Annotated in this window: 15 protein-coding genes and 1 pseudogene; 3 read left to right on the forward strand and 13 right to left on the reverse strand. The window is 40.0% G+C overall.

Features of this window, described 5'->3' with window-relative positions; genetic code table 11:
• Nucleotides 1–93 precede the first annotated feature (93 nt).
• From B1202_RS14365 to B1202_RS14410, 10 genes and pseudogenes are all read right to left on the reverse strand, one after another.
• On the reverse strand, nt 94–1509 hold the full coding sequence (locus B1202_RS14365) for a methylenetetrahydrofolate reductase C-terminal domain-containing protein (RefSeq protein ID WP_078191292.1): 1416 nt from the start codon (nt 1507–1509) through the stop codon (nt 94–96).
• A 676-nt stretch (nt 1510–2185) separates the two neighbouring features.
• A pseudogene (locus tag B1202_RS16745) lies at nt 2186–2275 on the reverse strand (DNA methyltransferase); the annotation flags it as partial.
• A gap of 253 nt (nt 2276–2528) precedes the next feature.
• A complete protein-coding gene (locus B1202_RS14370) occupies nt 2529–5762 on the reverse strand; it encodes a DEAD/DEAH box helicase family protein (protein ID WP_078191293.1) in 3234 nt (1077 codons plus the stop codon).
• A complete protein-coding gene (locus B1202_RS14375) occupies nt 5762–9229 on the reverse strand; it encodes a DNA methyltransferase (RefSeq protein ID WP_171262665.1) in 3468 nt (1155 codons plus the stop codon). Before B1202_RS14375 ends, B1202_RS14370 begins: the two co-directional genes overlap by 1 nt.
• 226 nt (nt 9230–9455) lie before the next feature.
• A complete protein-coding gene (locus B1202_RS14380) occupies nt 9456–9701 on the reverse strand; it encodes a helix-turn-helix domain-containing protein (RefSeq protein ID WP_078191295.1) in 246 nt (81 codons plus the stop codon).
• Nucleotides 9702–10269: 568 nt separating this feature from the next.
• Nucleotides 10270–11154, reverse strand: a complete 885-nt coding sequence (locus tag B1202_RS14385) for a hydrolase or metal-binding protein (RefSeq protein WP_078191296.1) — start codon at nt 11152–11154, stop codon at nt 10270–10272.
• Nucleotides 11155–11349: 195 nt separating this feature from the next.
• Nucleotides 11350–12408: a YqaJ viral recombinase family protein gene (locus tag B1202_RS14395; RefSeq protein ID WP_078191297.1), complete on the reverse strand. Its 1059-nt coding sequence runs from the start codon at nt 12406–12408 to the stop codon at nt 11350–11352.
• 175 nt (nt 12409–12583) lie between these two features.
• Nucleotides 12584–13615 carry a DUF932 domain-containing protein gene (locus B1202_RS14400; protein WP_078191298.1) on the reverse strand — a complete coding sequence of 344 codons (1032 nt, stop codon included), beginning with the start codon at nt 13613–13615 and terminating at the stop codon, nt 12584–12586.
• Nucleotides 13616–13637: 22 nt separating this feature from the next.
• Nucleotides 13638–13916, reverse strand: coding sequence for a hypothetical protein (locus B1202_RS14405; protein ID WP_078191299.1), 279 nt, complete (start codon nt 13914–13916; stop codon nt 13638–13640).
• Nucleotides 13917–14035: 119 nt separating this feature from the next.
• Nucleotides 14036–14875, reverse strand: coding sequence for a YagK/YfjJ domain-containing protein (locus tag B1202_RS14410; protein WP_228145171.1), 840 nt, complete (start codon nt 14873–14875; stop codon nt 14036–14038).
• Between the two features lie 514 nt (nt 14876–15389).
• Between B1202_RS14410 and B1202_RS14415 the strand changes: the two genes are divergently transcribed.
• Nucleotides 15390–16283 carry a hypothetical protein gene (locus B1202_RS14415; protein ID WP_078191301.1) on the forward strand — a complete coding sequence of 298 codons (894 nt, stop codon included), beginning with the start codon at nt 15390–15392 and terminating at the stop codon, nt 16281–16283.
• An 81-nt stretch (nt 16284–16364) separates the two neighbouring features.
• Here the strand turns inward: B1202_RS14415 and B1202_RS14420 are convergent, their stop codons facing one another.
• The gene (locus B1202_RS14420; RefSeq protein WP_078191302.1) at nt 16365–17561 is read right to left on the reverse strand and encodes a hypothetical protein; all 1197 of its coding nucleotides are present in this window, start codon (nt 17559–17561) and stop codon (nt 16365–16367) included.
• 156 nt (nt 17562–17717) lie between these two features.
• Between B1202_RS14420 and B1202_RS14425 the strand changes: the two genes are divergently transcribed.
• Nucleotides 17718–18014 (forward strand): pyocin activator PrtN family protein, encoded by a 297-nt coding sequence (locus tag B1202_RS14425; RefSeq protein WP_078191303.1) that lies wholly within the window; start codon nt 17718–17720, stop codon nt 18012–18014.
• Here the strand turns inward: B1202_RS14425 and B1202_RS14430 are convergent.
• Nucleotides 17980–19116 (reverse strand): site-specific integrase, encoded by a 1137-nt coding sequence (locus B1202_RS14430; protein WP_078191304.1) that lies wholly within the window; start codon nt 19114–19116, stop codon nt 17980–17982. The genes B1202_RS14425 and B1202_RS14430 overlap by 35 nt on opposite strands.
• 131 nt (nt 19117–19247) lie before the next feature.
• Here B1202_RS14430 and dusA point away from each other — a divergent pair, with 131 nt between their 5' ends.
• Nucleotides 19248–20279 (forward strand): tRNA dihydrouridine(20/20a) synthase DusA, encoded by a 1032-nt coding sequence (gene dusA / locus B1202_RS14435; RefSeq protein ID WP_078191305.1) that lies wholly within the window; start codon nt 19248–19250, stop codon nt 20277–20279.
• Between the two features lie 118 nt (nt 20280–20397).
• On the opposite strand, the gene B1202_RS14440 is transcribed toward dusA, so the two are convergent.
• Complete coding sequence (locus B1202_RS14440) at nt 20398–20919, reverse strand: Asp-tRNA(Asn)/Glu-tRNA(Gln) amidotransferase subunit GatC (protein WP_078191306.1); 522 nt, start codon at nt 20917–20919, stop codon at nt 20398–20400.
• Between the last annotated feature and the right edge of the window lie 143 nt (nt 20920–21062).

Raw genomic sequence — 21062 nt, forward strand, 5'->3', positions numbered from 1 at the left:
TTTTTATACGACTATTCGTCTGATTTTTAGAATGATTAACACTTTAAAAATTCACATTTATGAAGGGTTAGACTAAATAATGCTTTAAGTTAATTATTGTTCTGTTGGTGACGAAGTCGGTGGAACAAACCAGTTTTTCCAAGAGCTACTGTGGCGAGTTTCAATTGCAACGGTAGGGATGAGCTCTTGCTTCAGCATTTTTTCTTGACCAACGGCTTTCGCCAACCGAGCTTTGACCGAGTGTATGCACTCACGGTCTTCAAACTCACAGCGGTCAAGGTTGGAGCCACCACAGGGTCCATTGGCTAATCCTTTTGGGCAGGTTTCAGGACAAATATATAAGGTTTCACCTAAACGACATTGTCCGCAACTTTCACAGCCCACGATGCCATGTTTACTGATAAATTCTGTTTGCAGCAAGGCTGCATCAGCTTTCGGTTTTTGCCATAATTTGGCCGAAAAAATATAAGATCCCGCCCCTTTGGCCAGTTTTGAACTAAAAAATAACTCATGCATAACATGCATACTTTTATATTTCAAAACTTGTTCAATTGGAGCCTTATGGTTATTTGCTCCCGTCGGTTGGAAGTTCACCTCAACACTTGAGCGCCAAAGCATTTTCCATTTTGCTAAACATTGTTCATACGTTAATTTCGCAAATTGCAAAATTGCTTTTTGCAACTTCTCTTGTTCTTCCGCTTTATGACAAGCCGATAAATGAACCCCTGCATAGCCCAATTGCTGACACATTAAAATTTGTAAGGCACATCGGGCATAGACATTTTGTTCAGCTTGTATGGCATCAGTTTGCTGTTCTTGTTGCAAAAAATTTAATACATCTGCTGAAAGCACGATGCCTGCAACTTTTTGCTTGGCCATAAAACGGGCACGGGCAAATGTCAGCGGCATGACACAAGCCAATACAGGTACACGTGGATAATATTGCTGCATATAGCGTTGGTAACTGCTCAACACATCCATGTCAAAGCCCAACTGTGTAATCACATAGTCAGCGCCAGCTTGAATTTTTTTATTCAGTTTAAAATACTGCGCATCCTTTTCTGCTTCTGCATATTTAAAAGGATTAAACGCCACCCCTAAATAAAACCCGCCAAAGTCTTTGGCTGCCATGACTTGATTCACAGACTCTAAATAACGACTCCGTAAACTCGGATCATTTGCCCCATCCTGATGCTGCTTCAACTTATCACCACTGAGCAAGAGTAAATTCTCTACACCGTGCTGCTGAGCATCTTTCAGAAAAGTTTGAAAATCTGAGATATCTCGACCTTTCCCCGAATAATGCAGAATTTTTTCAATGCTTTGAGGGTAGTCATGCAATGCTTCCAAAGGAGCAATATCCGTGTCACTTTGTACTCGGTCAGCCAATGTCATGCACACAGGAAAGCCCGCAAATGTCTTTGGGACGAGATGCGGTTTTTGCGTCGTTAGATATTCTAACGAGATACAAAACTGGCGTTGCAATAGATATTGGGAAAATAAAGACATATAGGTAGGCAGTTAAATCTGCTGAGAAACCATACAATAAATTTTATAAAATTATAGATTAATCACATAAAAATTTAAATTACTTAAGCCTCACTTCCGACTCTTTCTAGCCTGACTTTGAATACGCCACACTAGCAAGACCATGCCCCAAACCACAATTTATGCTAATATTGCGCGCGTCTTGAAATGCGGTTTTTTTCATCGTATTTCGGACTGCTTTTGGTATTTCTTCACCATTTTCCATTTCGTTCTTCCATCTTGTTCTTTTAAGGCGTGTTTTTTTAATGACTGATCTCCAACCCATTGAAAATAAACTTCAACCACGAATTAGTGTTGCGCCAATGATGGATTGGACAATTGAATGCAATTAACCAATAAATATCAATGATTTACAAATAAACAAAAATCCAATGGCGTAAATTAGGTGTAAAAAATAATACAATTACACCACTATGGACATACCATTGAGTATAAGGATCAAACTAGATCGAGAGATTCCCTCGATTGATTAAAGCTTGATTGTAGTAGGACTAGTTGGTTGTGCGATAGATTTAAGGTGCGGACTTATTCATCTAGGAAGTATATTGCTGAATAAGCCTTTAGCAGAGATTTTTGCAACAAAGCCCAGGAAAACTATTGATTTCAATACTACGGAAATTCGTCAGTGGAATATTAGTCGCCCCCCCTTTTCATAACGTAGCTCATTAATTTGAGCTACGATTTTACGCAGCTCTTTATAAGCAATGACAAGGAAATTTCCAGATCCCATTCACCCGTAACATTCATCACTGGTGACAACGTTTTTAGGCCTGAATTTCTCTGCATTGTAGGCGATTTCCAAGTTGTCCATAGGTTACCATTTTAAGTGGTGACATTTCAGTGTTTTTTGTCACCACCCCATTCGACTATTCACAATTGTTAAACCCAATATTCTAGCAAGCAATTACTAGGAGATATTCTCTATGCTCAAATATACCGCGAAGCAATTTGAGCTAGAGATTCCTGCGCACTGGTTGTGATTAATTAATCCGGTCAAACATTTTTCTAAGGTAACTGTTCCCACCATCTTCCATAAACAGCACGTGTTTGTCTTCCAGTTCCTGTTTATCTATCCCCCATTGAAGTTGCGCGTATTTTGTCGGCGATAAAATAAAACTGTTAAGAACCACATCAGGGTTGGCAAAGCGCTTTTCAATATCTTTAATGCGGCTATGGAACAAAACTTTATCGCTCGCGGGGCCTTCATGGAGCAAGCCGTGCGGCTCAATGAAGGTGACATATTGCTTGCCGCCAACAATCATCCACAGAATAAAGTCGGGGTGAAAATTTCCCGCCTCAAAAAAACCGACACCTTTGCCGCGACTCTGATTGCGCAGCAAAAAGAGTTCCGCTCCATTTTTTTGAAGCTGCTGAGCATTTACTTCTGCCCACTCTTTAAGGTCAGTCACAAACTGAAATTCGCTTTCATTTAAAGCCACTGGAAGAACGGTAATTTTTCCGCCTTTCTTGATATGGAAAAGCGGTTGAAATAAATGCATTCCAAATTTACAGGCTTGCAAGTCGCCGGCTTTTAACAGCGTTTTTTTGTTGTCTTCGAGTTCTTTTTTGAGCGTTTCAATGGCAAGAATTACCTGTTCCTCACTACCATCAACGATAAGCTGATAAAACTCTTCCTGGGGGATATTGTCATCTTGTGGTGTGAGTTCTCTTAACTCTAAGCGAGGCTCGATAAATGAGCGCTTACAATAATTGTAATAGTGCTCTGCAAACCGCTTAAGTAATTCAGTGGCTACCTGTTGCAACAAAGAAACACCAGCAAAATTTACTGGCGCCAATCGGTCTGTGGGCAGAAAGAGGCTATACCATGCGTTATCAGAAAGCAGTTTTTTAATGCCTGCTTTATCAATGTTTAAGTTGTACCAACTACGCTCGCGCTTGAACTGCTCAAGTTCAAAATACAATTGATCGAAATTCAGTAGCGCAATATGTTTATCTTCCAACTTCACATCATCTTTTTTGGCCGCATCGCTCGTTTGCTTTGAGTGAATGGATTGAATGCGCGGATACCAATCTGATACCACCGGATGAAGTTCAAGGTACTTGGTAAGCTGACCAAGAGTGGGGACTGGCGCATCTTTTTTAAAGTCATATTCTTTTCCGTCATCCGCCTTACGTTTTGGGCGGATAATCTGAAGCTTCTTGCCGAAGTCATAGGTAACGTTTAGCGGTATGGTAAATACGCGCCGCCGCTCGTTGCCGGGCAAACCTTCATCAGCAAGGAATTGACGGAATTTCTCCATAAAATCGGCTTCCACACCGAATACGTTTAGCGTTTCGAGTTCCTCGATATATTGAGGAATTGTTGGTGCATAGCTGTGACCACTTCGTTTGAGACTCCATTCGTATCCTTTCAGCCGAACGCCACGTCCAAAAAGCTGAATAATCTGCGCACCTTCGCTTTTACCAACGTGCATCAAACCGAGAGTGCTGACTCGCCAACAATCCCAGCCCTCGACAAACTTCTTTGAACCAATAAGCAGGTTAACGGGTGATGATGAATCCTTAACCGTATCGAATGTTGCTTCCGAAAAATCGCTATCCGCTACCACAAGTGACAGACCATCCTGTTTGGCTACACCTTCAATGTGATCAGCAAGCGCTTTGGCATCACCAACGTTAATCAACCCGAAAGGTATTTCTGATGTACCAACCCGCAGAGCAATTTCGCCGGATTCGCCTTTTACGCGATCAAGCGCTAAGTGGCCGCCACTACTGGTATTGAACAGGCGCTTCAAAATATTTTTGTAGAGGTCTTCATAGGAGATCCCTGTATTTATTGCCTTAGCCAGCCATGTAAATGAACCTTCAAAAATATCAACACCGTTATTGTCCAGCAGCCCGGTATCCTGCCCTTTACCGAGTAAAATTTGTTGCATACGCCTACAGGCGTTTTCTTTATTTGAGAGAAAATCGGCGATAAACGCAATGATTTGTGCCACATCGGTTGCGACAATTTGTTCATCTTTTCCCAGCTTGCCACCGGTTACCGTACTCCCGACAAATACCCATAATGGCTTCTCTATGTTAAATGGCTGCAAAACCTGGCTTTTTTCTTCGTATATATCAAGTTGCTGATAAAACTTAAGCAAGCAGGCGGTTAAATAGATCGCCTTGGTTTCCTGAAAGGAATTTGGCAGGTTTAGGATCTGGTAATCTTTTCCAAAACCATCTTCATAAAACCAGCGGTATGAGTAATCAAACACAATGGTTTTTGCATAATCGTCTTCGTGCCCTGTACCGGATACCGCTTGATCAAAGGTAGCGGAGTATTCGAAGGTGAAGCCTTTTTCACACAGCATGGCACGGTTTTTAAACCATGCGTTTTCATCGGCTTTGGCATTTTTTCCTGAAAGACCGCGGTGGCCCTCATCAACAAGCAGAAGGTTTTGATCACCAAGGCTGCGTGTTGCTATGGTATTTGGGCCTTCTTTATCGCCCAGCTTGGTAATTTCCACAACATCAATTTGAGCTGTGGTTTGCTGCTTTATTTCAAGCCGGTTAGCCGCAATATTGCTCTCTGAAAATTCGGCAATATGCTGTTCGCTCAACCGCTCGTTGGGTGACATAAGAATCGCTCGGGATAGCTCTTTCTCTCGGCCGTATTTTTTAGCGTAATGCTTATATTGCAGGTAGTTAACATGCATGAGCAGTGTTTTGCCGGAGCCGGTGGCATTCTGCAATGAGAGTTTATTTAGCTCATCTTCATTGAAAAAATCCATATCCGCATAATCTGGCCAATGCTTATTAAAGCGGTCAACGTATTCGTTCAATGCCGCAAGCAAGGACTCGCGGTTACTGAAATAACGGTCGAGATAAATCTCAACAAATAATAGTGAAAGCCACTGATAATACTTCCAGACCACGGGGCGATGACGCTTGGCATTGATCGCTTGCGTGTAATGGACGATATTCTCCTCATAGGCCAGCAACTGAGCTTTAGTCAGTGCAGAACGAGTACCTACAAATAGCTTGCTTGCTGTTAGTGTGTGGTAAAAATGGTGCAGGTTATCTTTATCCAGCCCTTCTAGCCTCGGGTCACGAATAGGCTCTGCCAATTGGTGAAAGGGGCGCATTTTGGCGTCCTTATCGAGCGGATCAATGCCGAACAAAGTGAGCAGCCATTGGTTTAGTAACAGCTTATCTCTGAACTTATGCTGTTTTAGCGCTTGAGATTTTGCTTTTGCCTTCGCCATTAAGCCTCTCCCTCAACTGCCCACATCAGCTTATGGAAGCTCTCTTCTATAAGGCGTACTTTCCAGCGCTCTTCATCCTTTTTGAGATTGGGCAGGTTGTTGGAGCCATTCACATAGATAACATCAAACTCCGCCGACTCGCGGCTGGATATCCGATACTTTCTAAACCACTCATCCAGCATCAGGTTATCTTCTTCCAAATTGCCAGTGAGCTTACGCCACACAATCAACACCTTTTCTTTCTTGCCGTTATTCGGATTCATAGGATCGGCAGGCACCCAGCCTTCCAATTTACGGAACCACCATTTGCCATCGGTAGCCTGCTGTATTTTTCCATCCACAACCAATTTTGTGTGCTGGTCTTCCGGCAATTCCGAATCGGGCTTACGGGTAAAGCTGGCGGTAAAATTTTGCGGTGCCGCCATGTGTTCAAGGCGCAAGCCGAGCAGGTAATTAAAGGTTTCAATTAGGTCGATATTTCTTGTGACCTGTTCATCGCTACCCGTTTTTTTGACGACAAGGGAATAGGCCGTTGGGTCTGCAAATGCATCGATATTCAGTAAGCTTTGACTGCCACGGGTTTCCACATCCAGTAGATAGCGGAGCATGTAGTCTTCTTTGAGAGATGGATTATTCTCAATGGCCTTATCACGAACAGGATTGCCATCAAACACTAGGTTATTCAGAGTGTCTTCGTAAGATTCCAGACGGATGTACTTGAAGCACTGAGAAATACCGGTGTTACGGCTAGTTGGTTTACCGTTTTTCCAATCGGAGGCGTATATAACCTTGGAAATACGGGGTTTAGTTACATTGTTGAAGTAATCCCCCATTTCAACGAGTATGAATTTACGCTTGCCTTGATCATCCCGGTTGAGGTTAATAACAGCGTGACCGGTGGTGCCAGAACCAGCAAAGTAATCCAGAGTAATTCCGTCGCTATTTTCACTCAAGCTTATACTTTTAACTATTAATGCCAGAGGCTTTTTACCATTAGGAAAAGCCGTATCTCCTTCCATTTTAAGATTATTGTAACTTATGTTACCCCACAAATTACCCGCGTTATCTTTTTTATAAATCACACCATTATCTGTGAGGGTAATATCACTAAGCCAAGTAATTAGCCTTCGTGCAGCCCCTCGGTAAAATTGGTCAATTAGCCTACCTTTATTTCTACCGCTAGTAGGAACATAGGAGATACTTATTAAATCTGAATCAATAGCATGACTATTTTCAATCACTTTAGTTCTTATTGAGGATTGCGCTGGCTGCGTATCAAATATTTTATCTAGATATTTATAATAAGCTTCCCTCAAATCACCATTAAACTCTTCTTTTGCAATCTGTTGAATTGACTTAAATGTGTGGCCAGTATGTTTGTATATCTTAATTAATTGACCATATCCATCTTTAAATTCTGCTACTTCAGTTTTCTCTCCGAAAGATGTAATTACTTGTGTATATTTCCAGCTTCTTCCTTCATCTTCCATTTCCTGAATATAAGCCATCAACTCAAACAGATCGTAAACACTTTCTGAAAGCTTAAATTCCCTTTCTGAATTTGTAGCAAGCACCAAATATTCTAGAGAGTTTTTTAATGATTTCCCATGATGGGATCCAGATACACCTGATACTTTTGTCTTAACTGACACTGTATTAATTAAATGCATATTCTCTTTAATTATATATTTTGCCTCATCGATCTGGTTTTCATCCAAACTAATCATAAATGGGCACCCCTTATTCAAAAGAGGCGCCTGCAAAAAAGTAAGCTGATAAAACATTGAATTCCAAGAAGAGCTTTTATAATTATCTTTATAAGCAAATCCATCGCTACCTGTATTATATGGCGGATCTATATAGACACATCCCACCTGCGCCCGATACCGCTCCTGCAGAAGATTCAGCGCCTGAAAATTTTCCGAATTAATCAGCAGTCCATTGCACTGCTCATCAAAATTTTCGATTGAAGCAATCAACCTTGCCTTAAAGTCACTGCTATAAAATGCAGTGTCCAATACCAATTTTTCATTGGCTTTCAGAAATTCAACCGTCAGTGGAATGGAATAACCCGGAATATCTCCCTCAATCAAATCGCCATCGGTAGCACTTATTTCATCAATAGCAAAAAGTTTTACCCACTCTTCACGCTGTGCATCGTTAGCCGCAATTTCTTCGTAAAGCTCTTCGGGAACTCGATCCAGCGTTATGCAGTAATTGGTTTGGGTAATAAACTTCTTTTTCAGCCAGAGCTTTTTCTGAAAGTTTTCCAGCTGGGCAAGAAAGTCTATCAGCTTGGTAGCAATTTTGCGGATTACTTTGAGCTTGGCCAGATAGTTTTCTACGGCGGGAGCATCGGCATTTTCAATATCATCCAGATGCATCACCTCGTTTTTAATATAAAAATCCAGCTCTCGCTTAAGGAAGCCAGAAAGATCTTTATGAATAAAATAATCGCAGGTGTTGCGGGCGGTATATTGATTGATGTACTTCGCTAATAGTGGGCGATTTTTGATTTTTTCTGTCGGTGCAAGGAGCCCCATTACCTCAAGATAATTTTTGGCTTTTTCTATTGCACCAGCTGCCGTAATGATCCTTTCGGCAATAGCCAGATTTGGCATATCACCTTTATTCAGACTCTTTCCGAATTTAATTTTTAACGCCTTTTCTGTATCGGCATCAACATCATTACTCCCACCGGGTAGCGCTTTGTATTCAAAATTAATAACCAGCTCATCAGCATCGTTTAACTCAATGGGGTTTTCCTCGTGCAGAATGAAAAAACGCTTTTTATCCTCTGCGGCTTTCACATTGCCATGCTCACCTTCGCTAACATCAACAATTCGGAAATGCACTTTCAGACTAGCCGGAATGTCTAGCGGAGACAAAGATTGTTGGTTGTCTAATACTTCCTTTGCCTTGGCCAGGTCGAATGTAAAATTCGTAAAGTACTCTGCCGTTTTCACGTAATATTGATCGGCATTGGCCCAATGCAACTTAACTTCTTCTCCGTTATAAGGAATGGCAAACGGCGCTGCTTTACCGGCATTTTCGCGGGCATAGTAACGACGCGAAATAAAATCCCCCTGATCGTAGTAGCGTTCAAAAAAACGATATAAATGGTCATACACATCAGCTTCTGCGTTAGCACCATCTTTTAGGGAATCGTATTTAGCTTTGGCAGCCAATACTTTTGGTGAGTTTTCAGGGTCAGCAACACCATATTCTTTTGCGGCTTCAATTTCTTTCTGAATATTTGCTTGTAACTCAGCCTTTCTATTCTCATCCACCTGCCCAAAAGCGTCTTCAATGATCTTCAGGAGGTCTTTATCAATGAATGATGTAACTTGCGCTGATTTGGCTTGCATAATGCGATAAAAACCAAAGTCCAGATCGGGCTGATCTAGCTGAAACAACTCCGTCAGTTTGCCCATGAGTTTGTTTCTAATTTTTTGTGTGGATGCCACTGGCATTTCTCCTAAATAATTGCTTCACTTTCCAACGAATAGTAAATAAGTGTCCTGTTATTGTGGTTTTGCCAAACCGGCCAATTGTTGCTTCAATGTACAGTGTCGCTTCAATCTGATGAGGATTCAAATCTACCGTTACGTCGAACAGGGATTGTGAAAGTCGATCTACACTGTCCACCGAGTGAAGGCACGTGAGCTCATGAGCGTGGTATTTTGCGTGGTACTAGTGATCTGCATCCATCAATTCCTTTCCTTGGGCTTTAACTCCCTGAGCCTGAAGCTCCAGCAGATCGCCAATGCCACAACCGAATAACAGACAGATTTTTTCTATCGTGTCTAAATCCACTTTTTGAGCAGTCTCTTTATAGAGCAACGTTACAGTAGCACGACTGAGTCCCGTCTCTCTGGCAACGTCGGCAATACGCAACTTTTGTTCACCCATCATTCGGGCGAGGTGGCAGCGGATCATGGCTGTGCCTCTTGTTGTGAGTGTCAATATTGGTCAGGAGCATAACATTATCTATGAATTTGCATAGCATTTTGCAAGTTAAAATTACATTGTGCTCAGCTAGGCTACTATTAGAGATGGGTTAAACCCATTTTTGTCAACGTACTTGGCTCTAATCAATAATGGTTCACCAATATTAATTGGCGGAAAGCGGCTCTATGGAGGATACGGAATCGGAAAAAACGCTAAACTCCAAGATAGTAGTTATTTTTCTCTGCTTGCAAACCATAATTTTTTCTATTTTAGCTGACAGGGATTACTGAAAATTGGAAATTGATAAACAAACTAGCCAAAAAAATAAGGGAACCGTAGCTCCCATTTATTCTCGACTTGCTAGCTTAGCCTCAATCCACTGATTAATTTCCCAAGCCGACCAGCCAATAGTTCTACGACCTGCTTGATACTAATCAGCTAGTTCATCGGGAAAGTTTGACCAACAAATGCATTCATGATGTTTACTCCTATCTCATGATTTCGAGCAACTCGCTCATGAGATACGGCAATCTCGTAAGGTTTTACCCTGTTAGATTTAATTCAAAGCCGTCACTGATCCTTTCAATCCCTGCTGAATATTAAATTCAGGCTGCGTTTCCTCAATCTGCTGGCCTTCAACAAGCTGATAAAACTCCTCAACCACATCCAAACCTTCCTCTATATCCACATCCATCCTTCCATTCCCAAAACCCTTCCTTGCGGTAAAGTCTAAAGCTTCCTGATAAAACCCAGCCTGCTTGCTCTGTTCATCAATTTGCTTCGCCTGAATAATCGCTTCATTCAAGCTAATCCCTTCCCTTAAAGTTAGATCCACGTAATACACCGGCTGACGATAACTCTGTGTCGTACTCTTGCCCCGCAATATCAATTGCAAGGGTAGACATGACAACAAGCCTCCTGATGCTGCATGGTAATAGTTCAACCGTGCTGCCAAAGTCCGAATACTATTAAAGCCAGTGGTTCTAAAGATGAAGGTACCAAACTCATCCGATTCATCTAAGTTCACATGCAAACGCCCGTAGGGCTTGCAGTTCCCTCCTTGAGCCAATGGACATAAATCAGGGGATGGACAGGGAAGTTGCTCCACGCCTTGATTGGTTAAACGTTGGCAGGTTTCTCCATTACCGACACAGACAGGTCTTCCAGTCTGTCGGTCAAACAGGCTGTATTCTGCACGCAGGTTTAAATCAGGATCATTAAAGATCATTCTGACAGGGATTGAACGTAGCTTTTGATTCGGAGCATTCGCTCGCAGCTGATCATCCAGTGGATGTTTAACCCAGCCTTCTTTGCTTTGAATCTGGGAAGTAATGGTGAACTGGTCATCCTTTTCCGGTAGGCGTTTGCCATTCTTCTCGATCATCCGGCCGATACTGATACGCCCCAGGATTGGTGGAGTAATTGCTAAACCTTTAATCATGTTGATATTCCTTAATGTATTACCTTACTAATTTGAGTCTATGTATGTAGGTCGGAACAAGGACCTAATAAGTTACCCAAAGAATGTAGAGCCAGATAAAGTGCTACAGAGATCGCGACCGATTTGCTCTCTACCGAAGGGTAGAAAGCGGGGAGCGTTTTTTGTGAATTTTCGATTTAGTGCTGTAGATAGGGCTTAGTCGGTATAGATGTTGAATCGACGACTGCCTTGCTTTTCAAGTGGATAAAGCTCGATGAGTTCAGGCTGGTGCTGAAGCAATGCTTTGGTATTGAGGCTGATAGAGTCCTTAGCTTTCTTCCAGACTACCGAGCCATGTGCAAAGACCGCCCTTTCCTTGTCTTGCATCATCATCTGAATTTCATGTTTAAGCTGATCAAAGCGTTCCTGCTTATGCTGAATCTCTTCTTTCATTTTGATGAGCTGATCAAACATCAAATTGGCATTTTCATTTTGCGAGAGATCCTCTACCGTTAAAGGTACATGTGCTGGATAAAGTTGTTGAATCGCTTTAGCTGCGGATTCACTTGCATCCACGGATGGTGGTGTATCCTTTTCCACGCATTCCCAGAAATATCGTTCTGCTTGAACAATATGTTCAATCACGGATTCTGATCGTGTCACTTTGAAGATCTTGGTTTCATGCCCACAGATCAAGACACAAACATGCGCTGCCTGTTTACCAGTCACCGCCAGTTGATGTTGTACCTGACAAAGCACGTATAAAGGCACACCATCACGCCACAACTTTGCTCCATGCTCACCTGCTGTTTTACATTCCAAAATTTGGACTTCATCACTGCCGACCACGCTGTAATCCAGATTGGCTAACATAAAGTGTTTATCGGGATCAGGATGCTGAAGTACCGCATTGATCCGTCGCACCTTATTATGGGTGTGCATGCTATAGAACTCTGCCACCAAAGGTTCCAGCTGCTTGCCCCAATACAGCGGTGCTACACCTGAACTTTCATCTTCAATGGATTGAGCCTGCCGTCCGGTTTTGATCAGCCAGAGTTCCAGCATCGACATGTAGGGATTAAGCCCACAGGCAGTCGCGGCATCACTGCTACCGATACCTTGTTTACGAACTTCAAGCCAATCCTGATATTCCATCCCTTTGGTGTTGACCAATCGCTTGGCTGCTGTTGAGCGTTTGGTGGTGATGCTTGGATTAACTACGATCTTTGATCCTACCATCGTAGGCTGATGGGAAATAGATACAATTTGATTCATGGAATTATCCTTATAAATTCTGATCTATGTAAAAGAAATACATAAAAAAGCCATACCCGACACGAGGTCGGGTATGGCTTTTTGTTTGCTGTTTTAATTGAAAGGGGTTACATGAGTGCTCTGATGAGCATTTGTTTGGGGTGACTTGATTTCAACATAAGTGAGTTAGTTAATTTCACGCGATCAAAGCAAGTGCTTGCTCTAATCCTCGTTGTTTCACCCCCGCACCTGCACCGAACCAAGCTGAATCAAGACGGTGATCTGTACTCATGGCACGTCGTTCATGATCCACAAATTCCGTGATCGAACACAGTAAGCCATAAGCCGTATCTTTAGCTGATGACAATTCAGCACCACGACCTTGACCATTAAACATCTCCAAAGCTTTATTCATGGCGCGACCATTAGGTTCAGGCTTTTTCTCCTGAGCTTGCTGCGCGACATTGCGATAGAACTGAATGATGTTTTCTTCAGGATCTTGTATCGACATGGTGCTGTTGTTGAACACGGCATCAAAGTAAGCTGCGGCTTCTTGCTGACTGACTTTACGTTGTGTCAGTTGCTTCATTTCATACATGTGTTCATCCCATGCACGTACTGAAACACCTAACTGCTGTTTGACTTTCTCTGCATCAAATTTAGTGCTATGTGGCACTTTCACCACACCTGCATTTGCATTGGCTCCCTTAAGTGCTATGGCAAGTGTGTTGTTGCACACCACACGAATATTGGTGAATTGTGCAGTGGTCGCCAAGGTTCCATCACAAGCAGACGCAAGCAAGATATAGCCATTACTGATATCTTTACCTTTTAGTGCGGTACTTTGACCTGTACGTGCCAATGCCCAGAATTTCTTACCGCCTTTGAGCACGCCTGCGGTTTCCAGTTCAAAGCCTGACTGTTCTGTTAAATCCCGGTAGAACTCCAAAATTTCTTTCGGCTGTACTTCCTGATAACGCTGACTGACTACGGATAACGGTGCATGGGTATCTGAACGATACAGCACTCGCTGTTCTTCAAAGGGCATGATGATGCTTTGACCACGTTCATTCTGAGCCATGTAGCTGACATTGGATGATTCAATCCTCCAATCCATCCCTGCCTGCTGTGCCCACACTTCAATCGGCTGATTTTGAGTGAGTTGATTACCTAAGCCATGCCAAGGGGTTTCACCTACATAGGCCATTTGTTCAATTTGATGTGCCATTGTTCTAATCTCTTATGCTGCTTCAGCGAAAGTTCTGCTGACAATGATTACAATGAAAATAAGTCAACACTGCTGGCTTTGGAGGCTCATCAAACATGCTACCGAACAGCCCGCCAATCACTGCACCAGCTAGACCGCCAAGCATAGGAGATAGAGGTAAAGGTAGTGATTTAGATAACGTTGCTCCAATCGTTGCAAGCGAGGCCGATGTAGCTATGCCAGTACTAGCAGGACCACCTACTTGCTGATTCACCACTTGAACAATTTGCTCAGAAAAACAGTAAGGACAATTGATACTCATAAGATATACCTCAAAAATGAAAAAAGGCTTACCGCATGGCAAGCCTCTGTTTTTGAATGTCAGTGGGAAATAAACATTCTTCGTTCATGTTAATGATGTATATCTATGATTTTTTGGGATCATTGGAAAGTACGCATTCTTGCTTTATGTTTCACCCTAAGATACTGATCTTCTTTCTCAGGATTAACAAGGTATGCACCAGCATTACACAATTTCTCCACCTCTCTGGAACAATCACGATGTATTTTTCCTATACCTAAAATACCCAGACTTGCGTATCTTTTTATTTGCTCAGTGTCATGGCAATTAAAATGGTGTCCCTGTCCGGCTGTAAGCTGTTTCCACAGCTTTCCAAGCTGCTCTGCAATAGCCCATCCATTCTGATGCTTATGACCGTTGAAGATTAATAACAAATGACAATGGTAGCCCTTATCAGCCCCTTGCTCTAAAGCCCATGCATAATCAACCAAGTTGTTGAACAACCCTTCACGTTTAGATATTTCCTTTCGGAATTTACCAATATCATCGTAAAAATTTTCAATATCAATGAGATCATGACAGTCCTTGAGATAGGAAAGATCCACTCTAACCACTTCAGACTTAGAGTAAACCTGTATTGCTTTTTCTATTTTTTTTAAAAATGACTTTGTATTTCTAACCTCATTTGCACGGTGTCTTCGAATATCTTTACGGTATTGCGAACGATAGCCTTTGAAATAGCTCTGATACTCTTCAAAAGTTTTATTCCTTAAGACAACTTCAACCTGTGCCGTACCTAAACCATGAATATCATGTTCTTCCAACAAGTCGCACCAAGCATTGATATAACCAAAGTAACAATATGATCCACAATATGCCCGATCAAAATCTACCAATAGCCTTGTAAATTCTGTATAGAAATTTAGTGACTCTTTTTTTGTTTTGACCCACGCTTTGGTCTTATCTTCTATTTCAATCAATAATCTAGATCTACACATTCCTATTTCTCATATGATATACCTTCATATAAAATTAATAATCTGTATAAATTTGATTTATATACATATTATCTAAGGATTATTAATTAATAATATTAATAACCTGCACACTAAAATTTAAAATCCGCATAAAAGATACGTGAAATAAAATGCTGCTTCAGGGTTTCTGGCTATGCATTAGCCCAAACAGTCTGACTCATTCTCCTATACAAAAAAATATCAGATGTAAAAAAAGTTATGTGTCACTTTTTCAACTCAACTCATTACCTTTCCTAATTTTTCAACACCTAACTTCCCATATACAAATTTCCCAAAAACTCAATCAATGACTTCTCCTTCAACAGGGGCTTGGAACCGTTTTAGCATTCATTAGAACGTATGAAAAGCATTTAAAAAAATAATGCAAAATAATGCAAAAAAACACGAAAAAATTACTAGAAGCTATTGATTTATTTATCTAAAGTTTGACGTAAGCTTTCCATAAAAAGGATATTACATGAACAACTATGCAGCTTTAAATGATCTTAAGTCTTATTTAACTCAACTCCGTGATGAGGATTTGATATGGGTTCTGCATGTGTTTAAACACCCAGATATTCATCGTAGTTCAGCTGATAAATACCATGTCCTTGACGCAGAAATTGAAATTCTGAATTGCATAGAAAAACTTAAAGCGATTAAAAAAATCGTGATCGATTATTTTGAGGAGGAAGATGCCAGAACTATCGATGATTTTCTATACGACTTAAAAAACCATAGACAATCAATTATGAGTTCGATGATTGAATATTCACAAATAGCAAGTAACCAGAGATTCCTAAACTTTGCTTGCGAAAGCATGTGTTCTCAAATAGGCGAACGGAAAATTCGTCAAATCAAAAACCTTTATTATAAGTTCCTTTATATGGCTTATACATCTCCACATTTTTTTGAAAATCCTAGAAGGATAGAAGCTCTACATATAGATTTCGATAGAGTGTATTCTAAGTTTAATACGCATTTTAAATTTGCAAATACTGATTTTTTTATTTGGGCAAAGCAATATATCAATGAAAATCCAGAGTTCCGTAGATACAAAAAAGAATCAGTAGAAATATCCGAATACGAAATACTCATTAACTCAATATTTGACCTTATCTATATAGAAAATGAGAATATTCACTATGCACTTCGCAAAAAGCTCAGTAATGCTTGGTATCAAAAAAAGCATCGGGAAGAGAAAAAGGTTAAGAAAACCAACTATTACGCGCTTACAAAAAAGGCTAAAGAATCACTTGAGACCCTAGCATTAAAATATAATCTAAGTGAAGAACGTATAATTGAAAAACTTATTAATGAGTGCTTTGCTAATGAGTGTATGTCACCAATAGGAAAACCTTTATACGATTGACAACATATTTCAAATTCATAGAACTCAGCCTATTTGATTAGGTTGAGTTCTAAAGTTACATTTGAATCATACAAATAATAACTACTTCTTTAAACTAGCATGAAATTCATCAAAAGCATTCTTCGCAGCTTCACCAATCATTGGATCATAAAAGAAGTAATCTGTGAGTATGGGTTCTAAAATTCCATAAAGCTTTTCTTCATTAATTTCATTTACTAATATTCGAATTGACTCATAAGCCTTATAAACAAGATTATGCCAATCACGCAAATTCCTTTCAGAAGTAGAGAACCCATAGGTGAGCATTTCCTTATTCGCTATTTCTGAACAAGCTATTTCAGCTTTGTGAATACTTACAGGCGTTTCCCTATACAATGTTTTATCTAAATTTGTTTTTTTAACGCACATTAAGTGCCAAGCACCCAACAGACTTATCCAATTAGCTAGGGTATCTGAAAAAATAGCACTATGACCTAATCTTGATTCAATGTTGATTACATAATCTTTTAAGGCATTCTTATTAAACAGATCTATTTCTGAAATTTTTACAAAATCAATATCTTTAAGGGCTTTTGCTTTTGATCTACTTAGCATTGACAATGCTATTCTTTCAGCATCATCCAAATTATTAAAATCTATGTATTTTTTATATTCTTGGCTTTGCCTAAGGAGCTCATTTTTAAATGTTTCGAACTCCAAATACAACATTGCTCTAAAAAAGAGCTTATCTAAAAAATGTTGAGTAATTTCACAACTATTATTTTGATATTCTTTTTTATATTTTCCTAATGTTAAAAAATCAGAATCCAAAAATTTGATGAGTACACCAATAGTTATATTATCAAATTCATAGCAAAGAAACTGACTAACAATTTTATAGTATAAAGCACTGTCCATCAGAGCTATTGAGTATTGATCTAGCAAACTATTTAAGTCTTCTTCAAATTCACCTAAACCAAAACTAGCCTTCACAACTTGTGAACATAACTTCTCATTCAAAGCACGAATAAAACTCTCATTGTCATCCACTAATGATTCTATTGGATCCCTCAAATTCGAAACATTTAGGTCAATTCCACATAACAATAAATGCTTATAGTGTTCGGCCCTCAATCCGCCATATTGTCGCTGCTGAGTAATTAAATTTAATGAGTAGGAAATGTCTCTATAAAACTCTAATTTTTCTTCGGAAAAGGTTTCCATTGCAACAATGTCATAGAAGTAAAGGTAGTCTAAAAGTTTTATTACACTAATCTGAATTTCTGGAGTTTTTGACATGATCATCCTATGAGTAAAAAAGTTACCTTTATTTCATCATTATTTATGGTTTCTTATCTTTTACAATTATTTCAATGAATTTATTAGCTATATACGTAACTCATACGGATACGAATAATTCTGAAAATTTAGTACGTAACTTTAGGAGATTTAAAGATGAAAACTGGAAAAATGAATTTACCCGATTACTTATTCATGCAGTTTAAAACAATGACCCCAACTCTAGAACAAGTAGGAGCCATGTATTACCCTCATCTAAGTAAAGCAAAACTATTAGAAAAAGCTAGAAAAAGGGAGTTTCCATTTATTTGCTACAAAATAGATGAAAGTCAAAAATCACCATATTTAGTTGATATTATTGACTTAGCTTTTGTCCTCAACAAACGTTACAACGAACAAGCCAAAGAGTATGAAACTTTTACGAAGGGAGCTCTAACAACTTCTCAAAATTAAGGGTCTGTTTTCTTTGCTTAACAGATACATATCTTTCCAAACTCCCCCATGAATCGTGCAAACTAATTTGCTGTATCTGGGGGATAGTGAATCCTTGCTCAGCTAAGCGGGTACATCCCTCATGTCTCAAATCATGGAATTTTAAATCATCTATTCCAAGAAGCTTACAAGCTTTTCTAAATTCACCACCTATTGTTTTTGGACTAAGAGGTATCAGATATTCATCGCCATAGCCTCTTTTCAACATTCTAGCTCTAACTTCCTTCTCCAATAAAAGCTCAATAATTTTTTCACACTGAGGTAATACATTAAACTCTTTATGATTACCTTTAGAGCCTGTTGGGTTTTTCAAATCACGTATTTTCCATGAGTTGTTATGCCTGTCAAAATCACTTAATTCCATTCGAGTTATTTCCGCTTCACGTCTACATGAGTAGATCGCAAACCAGATAATTAAATGCATTGGATAGCTATAGTTCGGATTACGCCATTTTTGTACAAAATATTTTGTAAGTGCCATCAGCTCATCATTGGTCGGGAGCCTATCTCTTTTCTGACTTGAAGAAATTTGGCGTGTTTTTCGTAATTGCGCTGTCGCTTTGTCAAAGGCATTTAGATCAATATCTATATCCCACATCACCGCTGCATGAGATAGCACCCCTCTAATATGTAACAACTCATGCTGGAGTGTACTAGATGCAACAGGAACGAGTCCTAGATCTTCAATGCCTTTTTTGCGTAGAGCTACATGTTCCGCAATATGAGTCGATTTAATTTTTGTGATAACATGCCGCGCGATTGGAAACTTCTGAATAAGTTTGAGTGAATATGTTTTAGTTCGTCCATACTCAGCTCCCACTTCCGCCAAATATTTCGAAATAGCGTTAGAAAGAGTTAGATCTATTACATCTTCTTGACCAAACAAAATTTCAGGATTTTCTTCTATTTCAGCTTCCCTTTTTGCTAACCAAATTGCTGCAACTTTCTTCGATCCAAATGTTTTACTTTCTTTATATATTGGTAAATCTTTTCGATTGATTCGAATTTCAGCACGATAGCGTATTGATCCATTGACTAACTTACGCTGCGTGATTGTACCCATTTTTACGCCTTATGATATTTTTACTTATTATGGCGTATTTATGGCGTAAATCAAATTTTAAAAAGAGCAAAAAAAGATGAAATAGATGCAAATAAATTCAGCACAACACTGATTCAATAGGTTGATTTTCAATGAGTATTTTATCAAAACCAAGTAACACACAGAATCCTCGAATCAGTGTTGCGCCGATGATGGATTGGACGACTCGTGACTATCGTTTCTTTGCACGCTTGTTTAATCCCAATGTGATTCTCTACACCGAGATGGTCACCACAGGTGCGATTTTATTTGGCGGTGCCAATCGTCATTTGGACTATAACAACGAAGAACACCCGATTGTGTTACAGCTAGGCGGTTCAAACCCTAAAGATTTAGCGACCTGTACCAAGATGGCACAGGACTGGGGCTATGATGAAGTAAACCTCAATGTCGGCTGTCCGAGTGACCGCGTTCAGAACAATAAAATTGGCGCATGCTTGATGGCAGAGCCTGATTTGGTGGCTGAATGTATTGCTGAAATGCGAAATGCTGTTGATATTCCAGTGACCGTGAAACACCGTATCGGGATTGATGACATGCAGTCTTATGAAGAAATGCTGCATTTTGTTGATACCGTGGCAAAGACTGGCTGTGACAATTTTATCGTGCATGCCCGTATTGCTCTGCTGCAAGGGTTGTCGCCAAAAGAAAACCGTGATGTGCCACCTTTACGTTATGAAGATGTTTATCGTCTGAAACAAGAACGTCCAAATTTATTGATCGAAATTAATGGCGGGGTGAAAACCTTTGCTGAAACACAGCAACATTTACAACATGTTGATGGCGTGATGATTGGCCGTGAGGCTTATCACAACCCGTACTTATTGGCTGAGATCGGTCAGCTTTGGGATCTCGAATTACCCAACCGTTTCGATATTATCGATCAGATGCTGCCATATATTGCTAAACGTATGGAAGAAGGTGCGCCGCTTTCTATCATTACCCGTCATATTTTAGGTTTATTCCAAAATCTACCAGGTGCTCGAAAATGGCGTCAGGCTTTAAGTGGTGGCAATGCCAAAACCTTTGCCGATGTGGAAAATGCCATCCAAAATATTAAAGATGCAATGCAACGTACAGAAGACTATTTACGTGATCATCCGAAAGTCGTTTTAGAAGATTAATCCTATAAAAGTAAAAGCCCGCTATTTTGCGGGCTTTTTTATTTTCATGCCTCACAAAGTACGTGTTTGGCAACATCGTTACAACTCAGCTAAATCATCTAAACAGTCACATCATCACTCAATGACTATTGACCGTAATGTTCCCTTTGGGAAAAGGCTCATCATCATAGCCAGTCCATTGATAATCGGATGGATCTTCTTCCTCACGTAAACCCACATAGCTCTCAGGCGCCGATGTAACAGGCTCAACCTCTTCGGTTGGTTGTTCCAATTCTTCAACCAAATGATTCAACTCTTGATCTAACTGCGCCTGATATTTTGCAATTTCAGCTTCGTCAATGAAGGCAAATTGTTCTTCATCTATTTTCCATGCATAGCCTTGCAGGTCTTTGTAAATATCGACCAAAACTGTATAAGGCTGACCATCGTATTGCAATGTCGCCTGAGCCTTAAAGCTTAATCCCTTACGCTCTAACACTTTTATATTTTGAATCCGTAAATGGTACTGCCGATAATCTGGATTCTGATCAAACTCGTGCTGCATCTGCTGCTCAATCTGCCGAGATAATTCATCTGTCGAGACAAAATAGCTACAACCAGCCAAACTCAACAGTAAAAAAATGGTGAGCCATCGAAACATATTGCATCCCCCATGATGCATTTATTCTTGATGAAAAAGTCAGACCGATCACAGATTGCGATCCAAACATTCCTCATTGTTTGCTTCATAATAGCCAATAAAACACACAGTACAAGCCAAATTATCGAGATTTCTCAATTTTA

Source organism: Acinetobacter amyesii (assembly GCF_002018365.1).
GTDB classification, from domain to species: domain Bacteria; phylum Pseudomonadota; class Gammaproteobacteria; order Pseudomonadales; family Moraxellaceae; genus Acinetobacter; species Acinetobacter amyesii.

What these genes read in the sequence shown, in the direction of transcription:
- B1202_RS14415 (WP_078191301.1), top strand. Translation starts at nt 15,390, where the DNA reads ATGAACAACTATGCAGCTTTAAATGATCTTAAGTCTTATTTAACTCAA.
- B1202_RS14440 (WP_078191306.1), bottom strand. Translation starts at nt 20,919, where the DNA reads ATGTTTCGATGGCTCACCATTTTTTTACTGTTGAGTTTGGCTGGTTGT.
- B1202_RS14395 (WP_078191297.1), bottom strand. Translation starts at nt 12,408, where the DNA reads ATGAATCAAATTGTATCTATTTCCCATCAGCCTACGATGGTAGGATCA.
- B1202_RS14370 (WP_078191293.1), bottom strand. Translation starts at nt 5,762, where the DNA reads ATGGCGAAGGCAAAAGCAAAATCTCAAGCGCTAAAACAGCATAAGTTC.
- B1202_RS14405 (WP_078191299.1), bottom strand. Translation starts at nt 13,916, where the DNA reads ATGAGTATCAATTGTCCTTACTGTTTTTCTGAGCAAATTGTTCAAGTG.
- B1202_RS14420 (WP_078191302.1), bottom strand. Translation starts at nt 17,561, where the DNA reads ATGTCAAAAACTCCAGAAATTCAGATTAGTGTAATAAAACTTTTAGAC.
- B1202_RS14380 (WP_078191295.1), bottom strand. Translation starts at nt 9,701, where the DNA reads ATGATCCGCTGCCACCTCGCCCGAATGATGGGTGAACAAAAGTTGCGT.
- B1202_RS14365 (WP_078191292.1), bottom strand. Translation starts at nt 1,509, where the DNA reads ATGTCTTTATTTTCCCAATATCTATTGCAACGCCAGTTTTGTATCTCG.
- B1202_RS14400 (WP_078191298.1), bottom strand. Translation starts at nt 13,615, where the DNA reads ATGGCACATCAAATTGAACAAATGGCCTATGTAGGTGAAACCCCTTGG.
- dusA (WP_078191305.1), top strand. Translation starts at nt 19,248, where the DNA reads ATGAGTATTTTATCAAAACCAAGTAACACACAGAATCCTCGAATCAGT.
- B1202_RS14425 (WP_078191303.1), top strand. Translation starts at nt 17,718, where the DNA reads ATGAAAACTGGAAAAATGAATTTACCCGATTACTTATTCATGCAGTTT.
- B1202_RS14385 (WP_078191296.1), bottom strand. Translation starts at nt 11,154, where the DNA reads ATGATTAAAGGTTTAGCAATTACTCCACCAATCCTGGGGCGTATCAGT.
- B1202_RS14430 (WP_078191304.1), bottom strand. Translation starts at nt 19,116, where the DNA reads ATGGGTACAATCACGCAGCGTAAGTTAGTCAATGGATCAATACGCTAT.